We start from the raw sequence: 19,719 nt of genomic DNA, 5'->3' as shown, positions 1-19,719 counted from the left end.
GCTGTGCCTCGCCGGTGGAGACGTGGGTCGGTCCGGCTTCCCGCGGGCCGTGCGGTCGGCGGAACGGCTGGTCCGCCGACCGCATGGCCCTGCGACGGCTTGTCCCAACTATCGTTATCCCACCGACCGCACGACCCGCCGACCGCACGCCCTCCCTACCGCGTGTCGTGCTCGGCCAGCGAGAGCCGCCAGCTATCGCGCTCGGTCAGCGGCCGGTCGCCGAACCGCCAGTCCGACTCCTCGGACAGCGGTCGGACGACCATCGTCGTCACGTCGCTCACGGCCGACAGCGGTGGCACGTCGTCGCGCAGGAAGCCGTGTCGCGCCGCCAACTCCGCGGGCATCGTCCCCGCGCCCGCCGCGAGCAGGTCCGAGTCCGCGAACTCGTCGGTGATCCGCGAGAGCAGCGACGAGAGCGGACCCAATCGGGCGCGCCCCCGAAGCGGGACCACGTCACACAGCGTGGTGACGGTGACGCCGCCGCTCTCCTGGGTTCCCGTCACGACCGCGGCGACGGGGCGGTCGCCGTGCCGGGCGACGTAGCTCGCGTACTCCCAGTCCGGGTTGGCGAACCGCCACTCGTAGAACGTCCGGTCGCGGCTGGCGTGGAGTCGCGTCGGCACTTCGCGCCGGGCGGCCGCCAGCAGGTCGTCGACGGGGATCCCGTCGTGGCGCGTCACCGTCGACTGGTCGGGCGTCGGCCGCGACCGCCCGGCCAGCCTGTCGCGGGCCTTCGTGACCTGTTCGATCGCCGTGGGGGCCGCGCGGCCGAGCGTCGACAGCGGTGCGGGGCCGCCGAGCGCGCCCACCGGGTCGTTGATGCGGTAGTACGTCGGCGCGGGGCCGACGACGCGCCAGCCGAGTTCGCGGTTGCCCGACAGCGTCGCCGCGTTCGGAAAGTTGAAGCAGAACTCGGGGTCGCGGGTGCCGAACTCGGGCGCGCGAGTCGCGTACCGGTCCAGTCCGAACCGAGTCATCTCCGCGAACAGTCCCTGTCGACGGTGGTCGGGGTGAACCATCGCGTCGGCTGGCTGGAGCGCCACGGCGGTACGGTCGCCCGCCCGGACTTCGAGCGGGAAGAACGGTCTGGCACCGACCAGATTCCCGTCCAGCGTCGCGACCACGACGGGCACGTCGTCGGCGTAGGGGTTCTCGGCGTACTTCCAGTCGAACCAGTCGGACGACCCGCCGCGGTCGAACACCCGCCCGTGCAGGTCGAGGAACTCCTCGCGGTCCCCGCTCCGGAACGGTCGGACCCGATAGTCGGCCATCGGGAATCACCGCTCGCGTCGGACCGAATCGGTGGGAGATTGCCGACGCGCCGGTGTGCTCTTCGCGGACTTCGAGTTCGGTGAATGGCGGAGAATTCGCATGCGTGGGCTGACGGCCTCCACCGTGACTAAAGATAGCTACCGTTCAGACTTTTTTGCGGAGTCAGCCGTCGGCTGAAGTCGTATAGTAGCGTCCTACGCGTGCCGGAGGAGGGAGTTCGTCGGGGAACTCGACGCCTACTCCTGTGCGGCCTCGTCGACGCGCTCTACCACTGGATGGAAGCAGGCGGCCTCCCGACCGGGATCGACCGCCGCGAGTTCCGGTTCGCGCTCGCGACACTCCTCGGTCGCGTACTTGCATCGCGGGTGGAACCGACAGCCGGTCGGCAGGTCGACCGGGTCGGGCACGTCGCCGCTGATGTCGCTGCCCGTGTTCTCCGCGCCGACGCGGCCCGCGTCCGGGTCCGGCACCGGCACCGAGTTCAGCAGCGCCTCCGTGTACGGGTGCGAGGGGTTCTGGATGACCGACTGGGTGTCGCCGAGTTCCGCGATGGCACCCAGATACATGATGAGCGTCCTGTCGGCGAGGTAGTTGATGGTCGAGAGGTCGTGGGAGATGTACAGCATCGTAAAGTCCCGCTCGGCCTGCAGCTTCTCGAAGAGGTGGAGTATCTCCGTGCGGATGCTGACGTCCAGCATCGACACTGGCTCGTCGGCCACGATGAACTCCGGGTCGGTGACGAGCGCTCGCGCGATGCTGACCCGCTGGCGTTCCCCGCCGGAAAGTTCGGTCGGGAACTTGTCGAGATACTGGTCGGCCGGCGTGAGCCCGGCGTCTTCGAGCGCCCGCATCGCGCGGGCCGACCGCTCCTCGGAGTCGCCGATGTCGTGGATGGTGAGCGGCTCCACGACGGTCTGGGACACCGTGAACCGCGGATTGAGCGACTCGTAGGGGTTCTGGAAGATGATCTGGCAGTCCCGGCGGAACGCCTTCCGCTCGGCGGCGTCGTAGTCGACGATGTTCTCGTCTCTGAACCGGATCTCGCCGCCGGTCGCCTCGCGCAACAGCACTAGCAGTTCGCCGAGCGTCGACTTCCCGCAGCCGGACTGGCCGGCCACGCCCAGGATCTCGCCCTGCTCGATGTCGAACGAGATGTCGTCGACGGCCTTCAGGAACTGCTCGTCCCGGAGGAAGTCGAACAGGCCGCCGTCGTTCGAACGGTACCACTTCTGGAGCCCCCGGATCTCGAACAGGGGGTCGCTACTCATTGTAAACCCCCTCCGGTCGAACCGATTCGTCGGCGGTCCACGTCTCCGCGCGTTCGCTGCGCTCGCGGAACTCCGGGGCCTGTGCCGTGTAGTGACACCGCGAGCGGTGGCGCTCGCCGACGGTCTCTTCCGGAGGCTCCTCGTAGCACTCCTCGGTCGCGAACGGGCACCGCTCGGTGAACCGACAGCCGGTCGGCGGGTCGACGAGGTTCGGCGGCGATCCGGGGATGCTGACGAGTTCGTCCGCGCTCTCCTCGATGGACGGGAACGCGTTCATCAGCCCCATCGTGTACGGATGGGCGCTCCGGTGGAACACGTCGCTGGTCGGGCCGACCTCCACGAGTTCGCCGCCGTACATCACGGCGACCCGGTCGGCGATCTCGGCAACGACGCTGATGTCGTGGGTGATGAGCACGACCGCGCTGTCGAACGACTTCTGGATGCGCTTGATGAGCTTGAGTATCTCCTCCTGGGTCACCACGTCCAGCCCGGTGGTCGGCTCGTCGGCGATGACCAGTTTCGGGTCGAGCACGAGCGCGAGCGCGATGACGACGCGCTGGCGCTGGCCGCCCGACAGTTCGTGGGGGTAGTCGCTGAGTCGGCTCCGGTCGATGCCCACGTCTTCGAGCATCTCCCCGGCCATCGAGCGCGCCTCGGACTTCGAGACGTCCCGGTGAGTCCGGATGATCTCGACGAACTGGCTCCCGATGCGGTACACCGGGTCGAGCGTCGTCATCGCGTTCTGGATGATGTACGACAGGTCCTCCCAGCGGATGGGCCGGAGTTCGGACTCGGGAATGTCGATGAGGCTCCGCCCGTCGAACTGGATGTCGCCCTCGACCACGTCGCCGTTCTCGGGCAGCAGGTTGAGGATGGCCTTCATCAGGGTCGTCTTCCCGCAGCCGCTCTCGCCGACGACGCCCAGTATCTCGCCCGACTCGACGGACAGGTCGACGCCGTCGACGGCGCGAAGCGGTCCCTCGTCGGTGCCGTACTCCACGGACAGGTTTCGCGTTTCGAGCAGATTCATAGCTTGAACCTCCCACTCTCGGGATTCGAGATCTCCTCGACGATCCGCGAGATGTAGAAGAACGACAGCACCAGCAGCGTGATGCTTAGTCCCGGCGGGATGACCCACCACCACGCCGAGCGAATCGCGCCGCTGGAGAAGGTCAATTCGAGCATCGCGCCCCAGCTTGTGACCGCGGTCGCGCCGAGACCGAGGAACGAGATGCCGGCTTCGAGCGCGATGGAGAACGCCACCACGATGGTGGTCTCGACCATGATGAGCGGGAGAAGGTTTGGCAGGATGTGGATGAACATGATCCGTTTGTCGCTAGCACCCGCCGCTCTCGCGGACTTGATGAACGGCCGCTCGGCCAGCGAGAGCGTCTCCGACCGGATGACCCGAGCCATCGTGCGCCACAGGATGAGCACCATCGCGAGGATGACGTTCCACACCGAGGCCCCGAAGAACAGGACCAGGATGAGGATGAACGGGGTCGCGGGGATGCCGTAGAGGGTGTCGACGATCCGCATCAATACGAGATCGGTCGTCCCCTTGTAGTAGCCCGCGACGATGCCGACGGTGGTCCCGATGACCATCACCGAGAGGCCCGAGAGGACGCCCACCAGCAGCGAGATGCGACTGCCGTAGATCCACTGGCTGAACACGTCCCGCGCGAGGGTCGTGGTGCCGAACGGGTGGGCTATCGACGGCGGCTGGAGCGCCACCGGCTGGCCCCCCGCGAAGAACTCCCGGCTCGGGTCGTACGGCGCGACGACCGGCGCGAAGATGGCGAGCAGGCCGAAGAACGCCAGCACCAGCGCCGCGAGCATCGCGGGCCTGTCGTTCAGGAACACCCGAAGAACTTCGCGGGCGCTACTTCTGTACCGCTTGAGCGCTATCTTCTGTGCCTTCGAGAGCTGGATGGTACTGAGTATCGCCTTCATCGTTCACTCGCCCCCCGTGTTCGCTTGCTCGACCGCCACCCGGGGGTCGACGTACGCGGACAGCACGTCCGCGAGGAAGTTGAGCCCGATCACGATGGTGGCCAACATCAGGAACGAGAACTGGGCCAGCGGGTAGTCCTGGGCCAGCGTCGCCTGCCAGATGAGCCGACCGAGGCCGGGCCACGAGAACACCTTCTCGATGATGACCGAGCCGCCGATGGCGAACCCGAGCGACACCGCGGCGTAGTGCAACACCGGCAGCAGGGCGTTTCGCGCGGCGTGCCGGTAGAGGATGGAGTACTCCGAGAGCCCGGCCGCCCGCATCATCTCGATGAAGTCTTCCCGCAGCACGTCGAGCAGGTTGTTGCGCATCGTGAGCGCGGGCACGCTCAGGAAGTACAGCGTGGTGACCGTGACCGGCAGCACGAGGTGGTGCAGGAAGTCCGTCGAGATGTAGTTGTCCCAGAACCCGTCCGCGACGAACGTGACCGAGTGGATGCCGCCGCTGGGCACCCAGCCGAACCGGAACGAGAACACCATCAGGCCGAGCATCCCCGTCCAGAAGACGGGCGCGGCGTACATGACGAGGACGATGCCGACCCCGAAGACGTCGATGCGCGTGTCGCGCTTCCACGCGAGGAACGCGCCGACGACGACACCGAGCACGTACGCGAGCGTGACCGAGGTCACCATCAACACGAGCGTGTTCACGAGCCGGCCGGAGATGATCTCGGTCACCGGGGAACTGTACTGGAACGAGTTCCCGAGGTTCATCGTCACGATGTTCTTGAGGTAGTAGACGTACTGGACGTGGAGCGGCTGGGTCAGGCCGTACTGGGCGGCGAGTTCCTGTCGGGCCTGCTGGGACATCTGGGGCGCGATGACCGACGTGGTCGGGTCGCCCGGCAGCAGGCGGAAGATGAGAAACAGGATGGTCGCCACTAGCCACAGCGAGACGAGCGACAGTCCCAGCCGCTTCAGGAGGTACTTGAGACGTTGAACGTTCATCTGTGGAGGACGGAGTTACTCCTTGGGCATCAGCAGGGTGCCGTCCTCGTTCCAGCGGTAGCCGGCCTCGAACAGCATCCTCCGCGCCTTCTCCTCGCCGCCGTCGTAGCTCGGCAGGTCGGGGTTGTGCCAGAAGTCGTTGGCGGGAGGGATCGGCCCCTCGATGCTGTCGGCTCGCCCGCCGTACACGAGCTTGATGACCCGCTCCTTGTCGGTGGCGTGGGCGACCGCTTTCCGGAACATCTTGTCGTCGAACGGTCGACGAGCGTTGTTCATGTAGATGGCCTTCCAGCCGTGCTGGCTGACGCCGTTGGCCTCGACGCCCTGGTTCTGCTTGGCGCGCTCGAACTGGCCGGGCTGGATGTTGACGACCCACGACGCGTCGCCCTTCTCGACCGTCGCGAGCGCCTGGGTCTTCCCGCCGTACTTCTTCCAGATGAACGAGTCGACGTTGAAGTCCGCCCAGTGGTCGTCGTACACGTCGAACACGACGCGGTTCGACTCCTCGAACGTGTTGACCGTGAACGGACCGCTCCCGACGTACTGGGTGTCGTTGTAGTTCTTGGGGTGTTCGAGTCCTTCGTCCTCGGGAAGCCCGTCCCAGACGTGCTTGGGCAGGATGAACAGCAGCGCGAGGTTGACGCCGGTGAACGACGCCGACGCGCTCTCGAGGTTGAACCGCACGACGTTATCGTCGACGACCTCGACCGACTCGATGGGGTCGTAGAACGACTTCATGTAGGGGACGCCCCACTCCTGGAGGAACTCGATGGTGAACGTCACGTCCTCGGGCGTGACGTCCTCGCCGTCGTGCCACGTCATGTCGTCGCGGAGCGTGACGTCGAAGGTGTCTGGCTCGGGGGCCGTCCACTCGGTGGCCGCCCACGGCTGGGGCTGGCCGTCGGGGCCGAGCCGGACGAGCCGGTCGTACACCATCTTCAGCCCCATCAGGTCGGCGCTCTTGGTGGGAGCCATCGGGTTGAGCGTCGCCGGGAACAGGGTGCCCGCCTTGATGGCCGGCAGGTCGCCCTGGGGCTCCATGCTCATCAGGTTCCACACGTGGACGTAGTTCTGGTCGCCGATCTGGCTCGTGTAGTTCGACCAGTTGGCGGTGTTGGTCGCCGCCAGCGCGTCGTCCGCGAAGAGGAAGACGACCGGCACGTCCTCGGCGAGGATCTGCTGGGCCTCCATGACGAGTTCCTTGCGGGCCTCCCGGTCGGTCTCGCGCTGGGACTTCTCGACGAGTTCGTCGTACTCGGGGTTGCTGTAGTTGGGAGTGTACAGCCCGCCGTCGGTGTGGAACGCGCTCAGGAACGTGTTGGGGTCGATCCGGCTCGGCTTCCCGGACCAACCGGCCATGTTCACGTCGTAGTCGACGTTCACCCAGTTGTCGAAGATCTGGCCCACCTGCCCGATTTGGACCTCGGCTTCGACGCCGAGCTTGTTGACCAACTGGTCGTGGAACAGGTGGGTCCACTCGTAGCGCTGTGGGAGGAGGCTCTTCGTGTAGCTCTGCATGGTGAACGACACCGTCTCGTACTCCTCGAGCTCGGAGCCGGTGACGACACGGTCCGAGTCGGGCGTCTTCTTCTTGCTCGAGTTCGAGGTCGCGGTGGTCGTGGCGTTCCCGGAGTCGTCGGGGGAGTCCGTGCCGGTACAGCCGGCGATCCCGCCGACCGCCCCGACACCTACGCCTGCTAACAATTTTCTGCGGTCGCGGTCCATGCTAAAGGTTCTCTCAATCTCTCGGTATAAATGTTCCGCAAATTCATTACCAATTCAATATAAGACACGGCTATACCCTTAAATTCATAATGTAAAGTCGGACTATGCCTATGAAATGTTTATCCTCCAACCGGTAGGCCGCACGAGTGGGACTTGCAACCGGTGGGGCGTGCGAGTGAGCCGTGCAACCGGTACACAGCCTCCTGGCCCGCCACTGCTGTCGGCACGGACACCGAAAACGCCGAATCTTATCGGATGTCCGCGTCGACGGGCGGTTCTGTTCCCTCGGGGAGCGGCGTCTCGTACGCCCGACCGCCGGTCTCCGCCTCGAACTCCTCGCGGGCCTCGTCGAGGACGGTCGGGTCGTCGAGCACGTCGTACGCGCTCGCGGCCAGCACCTTCGCGGCGTAGATTGCCGTCTTGGCCCCGAAGTCGCCGTTCGCGGCCACGGCCTGCCAGGTGTGCGAGGGCGTCCCGACGGGCCACGCCGCGGCCCAGAACTGCGCGAGCGGCGTGATCCAGCTCACGTCGCCGACCTCGGTCGAGCCCGCGTGGACCTCGCCCTCGTCGAACGACTCCTCGGGTTCGGTGTGCAGCGCGTGATCGAGGATCTCCTCCTGCCTGTCTTCGGGCACGTCCGACATCTGGGACCGGATGGTCTCCTCGGGCAGCGTCTCCTTGAGGTCGGCCGCGAACGCCCGGTCTTCATCGGTGAACGGGACGGCACCGATCTCCTGCATGTTCCGGTGGACGACGTCCGACAGCCGGTAATTGGGCAGGTAGTCGTAGCAGCCGGTGACGAACTCGCGCTCGACGGACGTCTGGCTCATCGTCGCCGCGGCCTCGGCGATGTCGTCGAGCCAGTCGTTGATACGCTCGACCTCCTCGCGGTCCGGCGCGCGGACGTAGTACCACACCGTCGCCTCGGGCGGGACGACGTTCGGTGCTTCGCCGCCGTCCTCGATGGAGTAGTGGACGCGGGCCTCGTCCGAGATGTGCTCGCGCATGTACTCGGCCCCGGTGTTCATCAACTGGACGCCGTCGAGCGCGCTCCGGCCGGATTCGGGAGAGTTCGCGGCGTGGGCGGACTCGCCCTCGAACTCGTACTTGACAGAGTTCATCGCGAGCGTTCGGGCCATGAACGGGTAGCTCGACTGGCTCGGATGCCACGTGAACGCCGCGTCGAGGTCGTCGAAGACGCCTGCTCGCGCCATGAACACCTTGCCGACCAGCGTCTCCTCGGCCGGACAGCCGTAGAACCGGACCGTTCCGTCGAGGCTCCCGTCCGCGATGGCGCGCTTGACGGCGAGTGCGCCGCCGAGGCTCCCCACGGCGAACAGGTTGTGGCCGCAGCCGTGGCCGGGGCCGCCCTCCTCGATTGGCTCGCGCTCGGCCGAGACTTTCTGGGAGAGCCCCGGCAGCGCGTCGTACTCCCCGAGGATGCCGACTTTCGGCGAGCCGCTGCCGTACTCGGCCACGAACGCCGTGGGCATCCCGCCGACGCCCTGTTCGACCTCGAACCCCTCGTCTTCGAGCACGGAGATCAGCAGCGCCACGGACTCGGTCTCTTCGAGCGCGATTTCGGGCGTCTCCCAGAGCGTCCGCGACAGCGATTCGAGCCGGTCGGCGTCCGCCGCTACCGAGTCCAGCAGTTCGGCTTTGTCCATGCCCGCACACGCGCCGGTAGGGGCAAATAGTTTCGGGGAGAAGCGGTATTTTCCTCCTCGAATCGACGGCTATCTCCCAGAAGCAGTTAAAGATCCAAACATCAGCCGGGCGTCGTCACGCCGTCGCGAACAGGAGGCTGACGACCGCCAGCGAGACGGTCGAGACCACCAGCAGGACCGCGCCCATCACGCCGACCGGTCGCGGGCCAGCCTCGCGCAGGTCATCGGTCGTGATCGACAGCCCGAGTCCCGCGAAGGCGACGAGGAACAGCCACTGGTAGGCGTTCTCCAGCGAGGCGAGTTGAGGCTCCGAGAAGACGCCGACGTTCGCGAGGACGACGACGCCGAGGAAGCCGACGAGGAACTTGGGGAACGTCGACCAGAGGTAGCCCAGCGAGGCGTCGGCGTCGTCGCCGCCCCGTCGCGCGTACAGCACCGAGTAGCCCAGCGCGACCACTGCGATGAACAGGTTCCGTGTGATCTTCGTGACCGTGGCCCACTGGCCGGCGACGTCCGAGTGGGCGAACCCCGCGGCGACGACCGGCCCGGTGCTGTACATGCTCAGTCCGGCCCAGACGCCGTACACCTGCGCGGGGAGGTCGAGTAGTCCGCCGACGAGCGGGTACGCGAACACTGTCACGGCGTCGAACAGCAGGACCGTCGCGACCGCGTAGGCGATCTGGTCTTCCTTGGCGCGGATGCTCCCCGACACCGCGATGACGGCCGAGACGCCACAGATGCTCGACCCCGCCGCGAGCAGCGACCCCAGTTTCTCCTCGATGCCGAACAGCCAGCGCGTACACAGTTCGACGAGCAGTCCCGTGAACAGGATGGTCGCGACGACCAGCCCGACGATTCGCGGCCCCGACTCCAGCACCGCGTCGACCGATAGCTTGCTCCCCATCAGCACGATTCCCGTTTCGAGCCAGAGCGTCTGCGTGTCGAGGCCCGACTCGGCCCAGCCGGGCACGCCGACCGTGTTCGCCACGAGGATGCCGAGCGCGATAGCGACCACGAGGTGGTTCACCCCCACGACGCCCGCGAGCCAGCGGGCGACGAGGCCGACCAGCACGAGCAGGCCGACGCCCGGCAGGAGCCGGCCCAGCGTTTCGGGCACGGTCACCAACCTATCCGGACGCCCGCCGCGGTCGTCGCGAGCACGAGACAGCCGAGGGCGACGGCCTTCCACCCGTCGTCGAGCGACGACCATCGCTCGACGAGCGCGCCGCCGACGGCTCGCCAGTCGCTGCTTCTGTCCGCGCTCGCCTCCCGTCCCGTGGTGTGATCGGTGTCCGACATCGTGTCCGTGGCTCCCGCCGCCGCTGGCCGACGTGATGGGGTCGCGTCCGTGCGGTCGGCCAGCAGCCTTCGATACTGAGATGGCACGCGGATTCGACACTTATAGCTTTCGCGAGTCGGAAGAACGTGGCAGCGTTACTATATTCCTGTCTCAAATAGAGAATCAACGACTATTTGGGATTATTGGCTTGGATACGTAGTTTCATTGTCGCTCGGCCGTCAGACAGTACCGATGACTGAATCCACAGCACTCGTGACCGGTGCGGCCAACGGGATCGGTCGAGCCATCGCCGAGCGACTCGCCCGCGGCGACCAGTACGACGCGGTCGCCTGTCTCGACGTCGACGAGGCCGTCCGCGAGGTCGCCGACGGGCTCGACGGGGGCGTCGGCCGGGTCGTCGACGTGAGCGACCACGACGCGGTCGCAGACTGCGTCGAAGAGCTCGAATCGGACCGAACCATCGACGCCGCGGTGAACAACGCCGCCGTTTCGAACTACGCGTGGATCGGCGACCTCGACCCCGACGAGTGGGACCGCGTGCTCGACGTGAACCTCAAGGGCCAGTACAACGTCGCTCGCGCGGTCGGCCCGCGGATGTACGAGCGCGAGCACGGCTACATCGTCAACGTTTCCAGCGGCGCGGGCCAGCGCGGCAGCGTCAGCGCCGGGGTCCACTACTCCGCCTCGAAGGCGGGCATCCTCGGACTCACAAAGGGGCTCGCCAAGCAGTTGAGCCCGCACGTCCACGTGAACGCCTTCGTCCCGGGCCTCACCGACACCGACATCGGGCAGGGCGATTCCGGAGAGGACGGTGCAGGAGAAGCGGGCGAAGCTGGCGAGGGAATCTGGACCGAGGAGGGCCGCGAGACGATGCGCGACCTCATTCCGTTCGGCCGCGACGCCGATCCCGACGAGGTCGCGCGCGTCGCGGAGTTCCTCTGCGGCGAGGGCGCGGCGTACATGACCGGGAGCGTCGTGACCGCCGACGGCGGCTCCGCGCTCGGCCCGACCCAGCGCTTCCTAATGGGCGACGAATAGTTCGTCGGCAGTCCCTACAGCTCGGGGACGACCTGCTCGGCGAACAGCTCCGCGCCGGTCGTCTCCGGGAAGTCGACGAACTCGACCACGAGTTCCTCGATGCCGAGCTCGCGGTACGGCTCGATCTGGTCGAGGATCTCCCCAGGGGTGCCGACGAGGTGGGTCTCGCTCTCGTCGAGGTTCTCCTCGCGGAAGCGGGGTACGTCCTCTAGCATTCGCTCGACCTCCTCGTGCGTCTCGCGGACGACGCACCGCGCGAACCACGACTTCTGGATCTCGTCGTACGACCGGTCGTACCGCTCGCAGTGGTCGGCCAGCACGTCCAGCTTGTGCTCGATCACGTCGGCGCTCCCCCAGTAGTTCCACGCGTCGGCGTGCTTGGCCGCGATCCGGAGGGTGAACTCCTCGCCGCCGCCGCCGACCATGATCGGCGGGTGCGGGTCCTGCGTGGGCGTCGGCCGGCAGAGCGCCTCGTCGAGTTCGTAGTAGTCGCCCGAGAAGGAGACCTCCTTGCCGCTCCAGAGTTCCTTCATCAGCACGATGGTCTCCTCCATCTCGCGGAGGCGCTCGGGTGCGCCCGGCCAGTCGTAGCCGTACGCGGTGGCCTCGTCGGTCTTCCAGCCAGCGCCCATCCCGAGCTTGAGCCGGCCGTCGCTCACGTTGTCGAGCGTGGCCGCGGTCTTGGCGAGCAGCGGCCCGTGCCGGAGGTGGTTGTTCACGGTCTTCGGGTAGAGGTACGCGTCGTCGGTTTGCTGGGCGAGCGCGGCCAGCGTCGTGAGACACTCGGTCGTCGCGCCGTTCCCGGTCATCAGGTGGTCCGGAATCGCGATTCCGTCGTAGCCGAGGTCGTCGATAGCGGTCGCGAAGTCCCGCTGAGCGCCCCAGCTGATCGTCTCGCAGTACGGCAGCGAGGAGTGCTCGGAGTCGCCTACGCTCGTGGGTACGTTGACGGCGAAGTCCATACCCGTCCCTTCGTCGCCGCCGTTAAATATCAACTGCAGGGCCGATTGACAGGATACGGTTAGAGATATTTCCCCCAAGCTGCGGAACACTGACGATACGTATCCATTTGGCAGACTCCCCCACCGAACAAAAAGTTGAATAGCCGCTCGACGCATCCACCGATAGAGGCGAACTTCTTGCTCGAACAAGTAGACCGCTCGACGGAACGGACGCTCCGCGAACGCATCGACCCGGCCGAGATGGAGCGACACCTCGACGCGTTCGAGGGACTCGAACGGACCTCCGGGAGCCCGGACGAGTGGGCCGCCAGCGAGTACGTGGTCGAGACGCTCGAGGAGTACGGCGTCGACGCGACGCTCCACGAGTACGAGGGGCTCGTCAGCGTCCCCGAGTCGGCGACCGTCACGGCGACGACGCCGACCCGCCGGCAACTGGACGCGACCACCGTGTCGTTCGGCGCGAGCACGCCGGCCCACGGCACGCACGCGCCGGTCGTCTCGGCGGCCCGACTCGACTCGGCGAGCCGAGTCGAGTCGGGCCGCCGAGACGAATCCTGGGGTGAAGTCGAGGGGAAGCTGCTCTACGCCACGGAACTGCCCAGCGCCGCGACCGTCGCGCGCGCCGAGCGGGCCGGGGCCGCGGGCGTCATCTTCCGGTCGCCGAACGAGCACCTGTATCAGGGCATCGTCACGCCGGTCTGGGGGACGCCCAGCACCGACACGGCCGAGGACGTTCCGAGCCTCCCCGTGGTGGAGGTTCCCCGCTCGGACGGCGACTGGTTGGCCGACCGGCTCGACGAAGGGCCGGTCGAGGTGACGGTCGAGACCGAGGTGACGACCGAACTCGCGACGCTGCCCTGCCCGGTCGGGACCATCCCGGGCTCGGCAAGCGACCGGTACTTCCTCGTCGGCAACCACGTCGACTCGTGGTTCGAGGGGATGACCGACAACGCGACCGCGATGGCGGCCACGCTCGAACTCGCCCGCGTGTTCGCCGAGCGCGACGAGCCCCCGAAGCGCGGGCTCGCCTTCGGCTTCTGGTCGGCCCACTCGACCGGCCGGTACGCCGGCAGCGCGTGGTACGCCGACGACAACTGGCTCGACCTCCGCAAGAACGGAGTCGCGTACCTCCACCTCGACCTGCCGGGGCTGAAAGGTGCGGACAGCGTCTGGTACCAGCAGATGGCCGAACTGGAGGACGAGCACCGCGACGCGATTCGGGAGGCGACCCATCTACCGGCCAGAGAGGAAGCCGAGAACTTCCTCGGGAGCACCGACCGGCCGGCCCGCAACTCCGACCAGTCGTTCTGGGGCGCGGGCCTGTCGTCGCTCCTCTCGGGGGCCCGGCTTGCCCCCGGCACGGAGGAGGGCGGCCCCATCGGTGGCGGCTGGTGGTGGCACACGCCCGAGGACACACGCGACAAGGTCGATCTCGACGTGCTGGTCGAGGAGACGAAGCTCTACCTCACGCTGGCCGCCCGCGTCTGCGAGTCGCCGGTGTTGCCCCACGATTTCAGGGCGACCGTCGGCGACGTCGAGGCCGCGCTCGACGAGATCGAGTCGGCCGCGGGGGGCGAGTCGGCCGACGAGGGGTCGGCCACCGCGAGCGAGTTCTCCGTCGACGGCGTGCGCTCGGATCTCGCCGAACTCGGGGACGCGCTCGACCGCGCCTACGAGGTCGTCGAGGAGCGCGCCGGTGACGACCCGGCCGTCGCGGCCGCGACCGAGGACCTGCAGGTCGAACTCGGTAACGTCCTCAACCCGGCGCTGTACATGGAAGCGCCCGAGTACGAGCACGAGCCCCGCCAGCCCCACCGACAGCTCCCCTACCTCCGGCTGGCCGAGGATCTGCCGGAGCTGACCGGCCGGGAGCGACGCTTCGCCGAGACGAAGCTCCGCCGCGGGCGGACGAAGCTCGCCCACCGCGTCCGCCGGGCGACCGCGGCGACCGAGCGGTTCCTTGACTCACAGCAGTAGCTCACGGGAGTCTCGCCGTCCGAGCCGTTCTCGTCTCCCGGATTTCTATCGCGATTGCGTTGCCTGAGTTCTATCGTGATCGAGTCGTCCTGCGATTCTCCCCGTTCCCATCGCGACCGCGCTCCCGTCGCTCGGCGGGCGACGGGAGTGCGGTCGCGATTCGGCCGGGTTACCTGTAGCGGATAGCGTGTGCTCTGGAGGCTAGGACGTGCTGTAGAGACGGAGTAGCTGTAAAGATTAGAAGATAGACACTTCCGGAATCACGTCGAAGTCGTTTGCGCCCTCCCAGCGCTCGCCGTAGCCCATGTAACTGGCCTCGAACGACCAGTTCTCCCCAGCCGGAACGTCCGTGATGTTGTCGAGTCCGCCGGCGAGGATCACGTCGTCGCGCCAGAACCGAGCCAGCGCGCCGAGGTAGTCGACGTCCTCGTCGAGGCTGTTCTCGACCGTCCCCGTGACGGTCGCGTCGTACTCAGTTTTGCTCATGCTCGCGTCGGCCACGGAGACCCCGTCGACCTCCAGTTTCGGGGGTTCGGTCTCGTACTCACCGTCGATCTCGTGGCTCTTGACCGCCTCCCCGTCGTCGAGATACGGGAGATACCCGACCCACGTCTCGCCCGGCTTGAGATACGGTAACGTCCCGGTAGTCGAGTCGAGCAGATTGTCCTCATCGTCGTAGAAGCGCGCTTCCAGCGATAGCTGGCCCGACACGCCGCTCCCCCCGTTCACGACGGTTCCGAGGGCGTACGCCTCGGTCCTGTAACTCGACTCCTGCTTCTCCAGCGTCGAATTCTCTATCGAGATGGTCGACTCCGACGCAGCGGTCGTCGTCGCTGTCGTCGTCGGCGTGGACGTCGCTGCCGCGGTCGAAGTGGCGGTCGCCGTCGGAGATACCGTCGTGGTCGGCGTCATCGTCGGCGTGTTCGTCGGCTCCCGCGTCGTCTCGGTGGCGGCTTCCCCACCGGTCGTCCCCGCCATCGACCGGTCTGTCGTCGTCTCGGTCGGATCGGTTTCCTCCATCTCTTCGCTGCCCGAACACCCCGCGAGGAGACCGACCGTGGTCGCGGTACTCGCGAGCAGGAATTTACGACGGCTTCGCTCCATCAAGTTGGATTCACCGTCGAGAAATAGTGGTATCTCGATGGATAGTTATGAGACTCGTACGCACGCGACAGGATTGTCGTACTCTGAAAATCGCTTCCAGTCGCCGGAAACTGCCTCGCTGTCGCTCGACGGTCGTCGAATGCGGGAAGAAGTGGGCCGGCGCGAATTCGAATCGCGGTTACGGCCACCCGAAGGCCGAAGGATACCAAGCTACCCCACCGGCCCGCAGGCGAACAAAAGCGCGTCCGAACTTTAACGCTTCCGGATTTCCGCGACACTTCCCCGATTCCATCTGACAAAGCGTGCGCTGGTTCCCGCTCACTCGCTCAATCTGACGCTCGACTCACTCGACCGCGCGCTCGACGTACGCTACCGCCTCCGCGGGCGATTCGACGCGTTCGACGCCCGGCGCGTCGTGGGTCTCCAGCCCCGCGATGGGGCGGTCGTACACGCCCGCGAAGCCGACCTCCGAGAGGGTGCCGACGCCGCCGTCGACCGCGATCACGGCGTCGCCGTTCAGCACCACGAGCGCGTTCCGGGCGTGTCCCAGTCCGGTCGCGATTGGCACGTCCACGTGCGGGTTCGCGGCGCGGGGGTCCTCGCCGGGCAAAATAGCGATGGTTCGAGCGCCCGCTTCGCTCGCGCCGCGACACGCCGCCTCCATCACGCCGCCGAGGCCGCCACAGACGAGGTCGTGGCCACGCTCCGCGAGGCGTCGGCCGACTTCCTCTGCGATGGTGGCCTGTGTGTCGGAAACGGTCCCGCCGCCGATGACGCTGATTCGCATGCTCGGAGATGTTGGACGTGGCGAGTTGGAACTGTCGTTCGATAGGTCTCCGGGACCGTGAACCCAGTACGTAATTTACAGAGTTCGGCGCGCGCCGGACGGAAGGTAGAACGAGCGCGAGTTCGATAGCTCTCAGTAGTCTACGAACCCACCCGTGTCCAAGTAGTTGTGCGCCACGGTGATAGCGTGGTCGGCGTGGAGGCGCTCCGGACCGAGGCGCACGCGCTGGTCGGCCATCTCGGCGAGCAGGTCGGCTTCGCTCGCCCGGAAGTCGTGGTGGTCCGAGAGCACGAACGCCGGGTCGTCGGGCGGCGCCACGTCCACGACCGGGTCGCCGTCCTCGTGGAGCTGGACCACCGTCGACTCGCGGGCCACCTCCTCCAGCACCGCGTCGAAATCCTTCTTCGACAGATGGACGCCCGGCGAACTCTCGACTTCCATGTGACCGATGGCGTCGTCTTGCTGCTCCAGCGCACCCCGGATCAGGGCCGCCGTACTTCGCTCGTCGGGGTTGAGGTGGCGGAGCTCCGAGCCCTCGAATCGGACGGTGAGTTCGTCCTGCAGGACGAGGTGGACCCGCACGTCCTCGCGGACGTCGTGCGAGAGGAAGAACGCGGAGTTGACGCACCGACAGAGCACGTCGAGCCGGCCCGCGCCGCCCGCGAGGTCGTCGAGCGAGAAGTCGGGGGTCGTCGGCGCGTCGTGGCCGAGGACGATGAACTGGCGCATGCGGTCGGCTACCATCGGGAGGGTAATACGCGCGTCGAAGCGGTCGCAAACGCCTCGCCTGTCCCGGCGAACATCGGGCGAGTGCGGGCCGGATCGAGACGCCCCGGGGCGACTGCGGGGGCCGGCTCGTCCGCCGTTCAAAGAGAGCCTGACCCGGTACGCGGGGAGAGCGACTCGCCCGCCGACCGTCGTGTGCCACTGCCTGAACCCCGAGTTGACGCCGCATAACAATGTGAGTCTCGGCCTACGTGTGGTGATACAGCCGATAGGCCCGGCGCGACGTGCGGTCAGTCGCCGGGTAACTGCCGACAATCGGCCACAGGGAGGACCAAGATATGAAGCTCGCAATGATAGGCTTCGGGCAAGCTGGCGGCAAGATCGTGGACAAGTTCGTCGAGTTCGACCGGACGGCCGGTACCAACGTGGTGCGCTCGGCCGTCGCGGTCAACACCGCGAAGGCCGACCTCGCGGGGCTCGACCACGTCCCGGAACGCAACCGCGTGCTGGTCGGGCAGGCCCGCGTGAAGGGCCACGGCGTCGGCGCGGACAACGAACTCGGCGCGGAGATCGCCGAGGCGGACATCGACGAGATACAGGGCGCGCTCGACGAGGTTCCCGTCCACGAGATCGACGCGTTTCTCGTGGTCGCGGGGATGGGCGGCGGGACCGGGTCGGGCGGTGCGCCCGTGCTCGCCAAGCATCTCAAGCGTATCTACACCGAACCGGTGTACGGGCTGGGCGTGCTGCCCGCCGAGGACGAGGGCGGCATCTACACGCTGAACGCCGCGCGGTCGTTCAAGACGTTCGTCGACGAGGTTGACAACCTCATGGTGTTCGACAACGACGCGTGGCGCGAGACGGGCGAGTCGGTCCGGGGCGGCTACGACCGCATCAACGAGGAGATCGTCCGGCGGTTCGGCGTGCTGTTCTCGGCCGGCGAGGTCGAGGCGGGCGGCGCGGTCGCCGAGAGCGTGGTCGACTCTAGCGAGATCATCAACACGCTCGACGCCGGCGGCGTCTCGACCATCGGGTACGCCAGCGAGACCGTCGAGACGGCGAGCGGCGGCCTGCTGGACCGTTTCTCCGAGCAGGAACTCGACGCGACCGAGACCACCAACCGCATCACCAGCCTCGTCCGGAAGGCCGCGCTGGGTCGGCTCACGCTGCCCTGCGAGGTCCGGAGCACCGAGCGCTCGCTGGTGGTCGTCAAGGGACCGACCGACCACCTCGACCGGAAGGGCATCGAACGCGGGCGGAAGTGGCTGGAGAACGAGACCGCGAGCATGGAGGTCCGGGGCGGCGACTACCCGATGGCGAGCGGCGACGAAGTTGCAGCAGTCACGCTGCTCTCGGGTGTGACGGACGTGCCCCGGATCAAGGACCTGCAGGGCGTCGCGGTCGAGACCCAGGACAACATCGAGACCATCCGGGAGGAGAGCGAGGAGAACCTCGACGGGCTGGTCCACGACGAGGCCGAAGAGCTGGAAGCGCTGTTCTGAAGGCTACCGGACGCGGGCGTGTCGCAGTTCTCGCAGACGACGGCGGCGTCGCCTTTGAACTCGCGGCGGGCGAGCGTGCCGGTCGCACACCATCGGCAGTCTTCGCCCGCGAGGGCGTCGAGGAGGGCGGTCGACGAATCGGATGCGGAAACGTGTTGCATCGTTCGGAAACGCGCAGGAACGCCGTAAGAAACTGACGGATTTTTCGCGACAGTTGACAGGAGTGCGGCCCAGTAGGCTACTCCGCAGTCGCATCACTCCGCGAGCAGTGATCTCACTCCGCGAACAGCGATTCGAGGCCCGCCGCCAGCGTGGTCGTCGGGCTGTACCCGAGCTGATCGCTGGCCTTCGAGACGTTCGGACAGCTCTCCTCCACGTCGCCCGGTCGCGGGTCGGTGTGGACGATCTCCGACTCCGAGTCGGCGACCTCCCGGATCGTCTCGGCGAGCTCCCGGATGGAGATCGACGAGCCGGTGCCGACGTTGAACGCCTCGCCGACGCGGTCGGTGGTCGCGGCCAGCAGGTTCGCCTGCACCACGTCCGAGACGTGGACGAAGTCGCGGGTCTGGGTGCCGTCGCCGTCGACCGTGAGCGGCTCGCCGTCGGTCGCCTGCTGGCGGAAGATGCTGATGACTCCGGAGTAGTCGCCCGCGGTCTGGCGCGGCCCGTACACGTTGAAGTATCGGAGCGCGACCGTGTCGAGGTCGTAGAGGTCGTGGTACAGCCGGAGGTAGTGGTCGAGCGAGAGCTTGTCGAGGCCGTACGGGGAGCTGGGCGTCTTCGGCGCGGTCTCGGGGATGGGGACCGACTCGGGCTCGCCGTAGATGGCGGAACTCGACGCGGCCACCACGCGGGCGTCCTCCTCGCGGGCGCGTTCGAGGAGTTGGATGGTCGCCTCGACGTTGACCTCGTGGCTCAGCGCGGGCTGTTCGGTCGAGCGCTGCACGCTCACGACCGCGGCCTCGTGGAAGACGAGGTCGACGCCGGCCATCGCTTCGTCCAGCACCTCACCGTCCCGAACGTCGCCTTCGACGACCTCCGCGTCGTCAGGGACGTTCTCGCGCGACCCGGTCGAGAAGTCGTCGAGAATCCGGACCGTGTTGTCCGGAGCGACCGCGTCGGCGATGTGGCTGCCGATGAACCCCGCGCCGCCGGTGATCAGTATCGTCTCACCGGAGAGTTCGCTCGGTATCGCCTCGGCGGAGAATTCGCTCGCGTCCATTGTGCCCACCCGTACGCCGCGTTTCCTGTTAGGTCTACTGATTCGCTGACCGAATCGCGTCGCCGTCCGTCTCACCAGGACCGTTCCGACTCCGATGGTTTCGAATTGGACGAACGTCGAATTTGCCGTGGCAGTAAGGACTATTGTTGATTGGTATCGAGTACCATATGGCAGACCCATTGAGACTGTCACTCGGTGTCTGTCATCC

At 67.0% G+C, this 19,719-nt stretch carries 17 protein-coding genes, 1 tRNA gene and 1 pseudogene; 3 read left to right on the top strand and 16 right to left on the bottom strand.

All coding sequences use genetic code 11. The annotated features are described in order from the left end of the window. Positions 1 to 155: 155 nt before the first annotated feature. The 9 genes from DPQ64_RS09540 to DPQ64_RS19545 form a co-directional block, all read right to left on the bottom strand. Positions 156 to 1,271, bottom strand: a complete 1,116-nt coding sequence (locus DPQ64_RS09540; RefSeq protein WP_115864122.1) for a GNAT family N-acetyltransferase — start codon at positions 1,269 to 1,271, stop codon at positions 156 to 158. Between the two features lie 237 nt (positions 1,272 to 1,508). Further along, complete coding sequence (locus DPQ64_RS09535) at positions 1,509 to 2,540, bottom strand: ABC transporter ATP-binding protein (protein ID WP_115864121.1); 1,032 nt, start codon at positions 2,538 to 2,540, stop codon at positions 1,509 to 1,511. Next, the gene (locus DPQ64_RS09530) at positions 2,533 to 3,570 is read right to left on the bottom strand and encodes an ABC transporter ATP-binding protein (RefSeq protein WP_115864120.1); all 1,038 of its coding nucleotides are present in this window, start codon (positions 3,568 to 3,570) and stop codon (positions 2,533 to 2,535) included. Before DPQ64_RS09530 ends, DPQ64_RS09535 begins: the two co-directional genes overlap by 8 nt. Next, on the bottom strand, positions 3,567 to 4,493 hold the full coding sequence (locus tag DPQ64_RS09525; protein WP_115864119.1) for an ABC transporter permease: 927 nt from the start codon (positions 4,491 to 4,493) through the stop codon (positions 3,567 to 3,569). Before DPQ64_RS09525 ends, DPQ64_RS09530 begins: the two co-directional genes overlap by 4 nt. Positions 4,494 to 4,496: 3 nt before the next feature. Continuing rightward, positions 4,497 to 5,501 (bottom strand): ABC transporter permease, encoded by a 1,005-nt coding sequence (locus DPQ64_RS09520; RefSeq protein WP_115864118.1) that lies wholly within the window; start codon positions 5,499 to 5,501, stop codon positions 4,497 to 4,499. Positions 5,502 to 5,516: 15 nt separating this feature from the next. Beyond that, a complete protein-coding gene (locus DPQ64_RS09515) occupies positions 5,517 to 7,226 on the bottom strand; it encodes an ABC transporter substrate-binding protein (protein ID WP_115864117.1) in 1,710 nt (569 codons plus the stop codon). A gap of 248 nt (positions 7,227 to 7,474) precedes the next feature. Then, on the bottom strand, positions 7,475 to 8,893 hold the full coding sequence (locus DPQ64_RS09510) for an amidohydrolase (protein WP_115864116.1): 1,419 nt from the start codon (positions 8,891 to 8,893) through the stop codon (positions 7,475 to 7,477). Between the two features lie 115 nt (positions 8,894 to 9,008). Continuing rightward, a complete protein-coding gene (locus DPQ64_RS09505) occupies positions 9,009 to 10,019 on the bottom strand; it encodes a YeiH family protein (protein WP_232820536.1) in 1,011 nt (336 codons plus the stop codon). Then, entirely contained in the window at positions 10,013 to 10,192 is a 180-nt protein-coding gene (locus tag DPQ64_RS19545) for a hypothetical protein (protein WP_232820535.1), read from the bottom strand. The genes DPQ64_RS09505 and DPQ64_RS19545 overlap by 7 nt, the downstream gene beginning before the upstream one ends. Positions 10,193 to 10,424: 232 nt before the next feature. On the opposite strand from DPQ64_RS19545, the gene DPQ64_RS09500 reads away from it, so the two are divergent. Next, positions 10,425 to 11,231: an SDR family NAD(P)-dependent oxidoreductase gene (locus DPQ64_RS09500; RefSeq protein ID WP_115864114.1), complete on the top strand. Its 807-nt coding sequence runs from the start codon at positions 10,425 to 10,427 to the stop codon at positions 11,229 to 11,231. 14 nt (positions 11,232 to 11,245) lie between these two features. Here the strand turns inward: DPQ64_RS09500 and DPQ64_RS09495 are convergent, their stop codons facing one another. After that, positions 11,246 to 12,193: an LLM class flavin-dependent oxidoreductase gene (locus DPQ64_RS09495; protein ID WP_115864113.1), complete on the bottom strand. Its 948-nt coding sequence runs from the start codon at positions 12,191 to 12,193 to the stop codon at positions 11,246 to 11,248. Positions 12,194 to 12,328: 135 nt separating this feature from the next. On the opposite strand from DPQ64_RS09495, the gene DPQ64_RS09490 reads away from it, so the two are divergent. Further along, positions 12,329 to 14,170: a M28 family peptidase gene (locus tag DPQ64_RS09490; RefSeq protein WP_157971655.1), complete on the top strand. Its 1,842-nt coding sequence runs from the start codon at positions 12,329 to 12,331 to the stop codon at positions 14,168 to 14,170. Positions 14,171 to 14,407: 237 nt separating this feature from the next. Here DPQ64_RS09490 and DPQ64_RS09485 read toward each other — a convergent pair whose 3' ends face one another. The 4 genes from DPQ64_RS09485 to trmY form a co-directional block, all read right to left on the bottom strand. Beyond that, a complete protein-coding gene (locus tag DPQ64_RS09485) occupies positions 14,408 to 15,274 on the bottom strand; it encodes an FxLYD domain-containing protein (protein WP_115864111.1) in 867 nt (288 codons plus the stop codon). 152 nt (positions 15,275 to 15,426) lie between these two features. Next, a tRNA-Pro gene (locus DPQ64_RS09480) sits at positions 15,427 to 15,499 on the bottom strand. A gap of 118 nt (positions 15,500 to 15,617) precedes the next feature. Next, positions 15,618 to 16,061, bottom strand: a complete 444-nt coding sequence (locus DPQ64_RS09475) for a TIGR00725 family protein (protein ID WP_115864110.1) — start codon at positions 16,059 to 16,061, stop codon at positions 15,618 to 15,620. Between the two features lie 132 nt (positions 16,062 to 16,193). Beyond that, positions 16,194 to 16,790, bottom strand: a complete 597-nt coding sequence (trmY, locus tag DPQ64_RS09470) for a tRNA (pseudouridine(54)-N(1))-methyltransferase TrmY (RefSeq protein WP_115864109.1) — start codon at positions 16,788 to 16,790, stop codon at positions 16,194 to 16,196. A 335-nt stretch (positions 16,791 to 17,125) separates the two neighbouring features. Between trmY and DPQ64_RS09465 the strand changes: the two genes are divergently transcribed. Then, complete coding sequence (locus DPQ64_RS09465; protein ID WP_115864108.1) at positions 17,126 to 18,289, top strand: tubulin/FtsZ family protein; 1,164 nt, start codon at positions 17,126 to 17,128, stop codon at positions 18,287 to 18,289. A gap of 23 nt (positions 18,290 to 18,312) precedes the next feature. On the opposite strand, the pseudogene DPQ64_RS19890 reads toward DPQ64_RS09465, so the two are convergent. Continuing rightward, a pseudogene (locus tag DPQ64_RS19890) lies at positions 18,313 to 18,450 on the bottom strand (HVO_A0556 family zinc finger protein); the annotation flags it as partial. A 113-nt stretch (positions 18,451 to 18,563) separates the two neighbouring features. Continuing rightward, positions 18,564 to 19,511 (bottom strand): NAD-dependent epimerase/dehydratase family protein, encoded by a 948-nt coding sequence (locus tag DPQ64_RS09460; RefSeq protein WP_115864107.1) that lies wholly within the window; start codon positions 19,509 to 19,511, stop codon positions 18,564 to 18,566. Positions 19,512 to 19,719 lie beyond the last annotated feature (208 nt).

It is taken from the genome of Halorussus litoreus, from assembly GCF_003382685.1.
GTDB lineage: Archaea > Halobacteriota > Halobacteria > Halobacteriales > Haladaptataceae > Halorussus > Halorussus litoreus.
Note: the sequence above shows the minus strand (reverse complement) of the source record. Positions and strands in the feature narration are given on the sequence as shown.

What these genes read in the sequence shown, in the direction of transcription:
- DPQ64_RS09460 (WP_115864107.1), bottom strand. Translation starts at nt 19,511, where the DNA reads ATGGACGCGAGCGAATTCTCCGCCGAGGCGATACCGAGCGAACTCTCC.
- DPQ64_RS09485 (WP_115864111.1), bottom strand. Translation starts at nt 15,274, where the DNA reads ATGGAGCGAAGCCGTCGTAAATTCCTGCTCGCGAGTACCGCGACCACG.
- DPQ64_RS09520 (WP_115864118.1), bottom strand. Translation starts at nt 5,501, where the DNA reads ATGAACGTTCAACGTCTCAAGTACCTCCTGAAGCGGCTGGGACTGTCG.
- DPQ64_RS09495 (WP_115864113.1), bottom strand. Translation starts at nt 12,193, where the DNA reads ATGGACTTCGCCGTCAACGTACCCACGAGCGTAGGCGACTCCGAGCAC.
- DPQ64_RS09500 (WP_115864114.1), top strand. Translation starts at nt 10,425, where the DNA reads ATGACTGAATCCACAGCACTCGTGACCGGTGCGGCCAACGGGATCGGT.
- DPQ64_RS09515 (WP_115864117.1), bottom strand. Translation starts at nt 7,226, where the DNA reads ATGGACCGCGACCGCAGAAAATTGTTAGCAGGCGTAGGTGTCGGGGCG.
- DPQ64_RS09535 (WP_115864121.1), bottom strand. Translation starts at nt 2,540, where the DNA reads ATGAGTAGCGACCCCCTGTTCGAGATCCGGGGGCTCCAGAAGTGGTAC.
- DPQ64_RS09530 (WP_115864120.1), bottom strand. Translation starts at nt 3,570, where the DNA reads ATGAATCTGCTCGAAACGCGAAACCTGTCCGTGGAGTACGGCACCGAC.
- DPQ64_RS09475 (WP_115864110.1), bottom strand. Translation starts at nt 16,061, where the DNA reads ATGCGAATCAGCGTCATCGGCGGCGGGACCGTTTCCGACACACAGGCC.
- DPQ64_RS09525 (WP_115864119.1), bottom strand. Translation starts at nt 4,493, where the DNA reads ATGAAGGCGATACTCAGTACCATCCAGCTCTCGAAGGCACAGAAGATA.
- trmY (WP_115864109.1), bottom strand. Translation starts at nt 16,790, where the DNA reads ATGCGCCAGTTCATCGTCCTCGGCCACGACGCGCCGACGACCCCCGAC.
- DPQ64_RS09540 (WP_115864122.1), bottom strand. Translation starts at nt 1,271, where the DNA reads ATGGCCGACTATCGGGTCCGACCGTTCCGGAGCGGGGACCGCGAGGAG.
- DPQ64_RS09465 (WP_115864108.1), top strand. Translation starts at nt 17,126, where the DNA reads ATGAAGCTCGCAATGATAGGCTTCGGGCAAGCTGGCGGCAAGATCGTG.
- DPQ64_RS19545 (WP_232820535.1), bottom strand. Translation starts at nt 10,192, where the DNA reads ATGTCGGACACCGATCACACCACGGGACGGGAGGCGAGCGCGGACAGA.
- DPQ64_RS09510 (WP_115864116.1), bottom strand. Translation starts at nt 8,893, where the DNA reads ATGGACAAAGCCGAACTGCTGGACTCGGTAGCGGCGGACGCCGACCGG.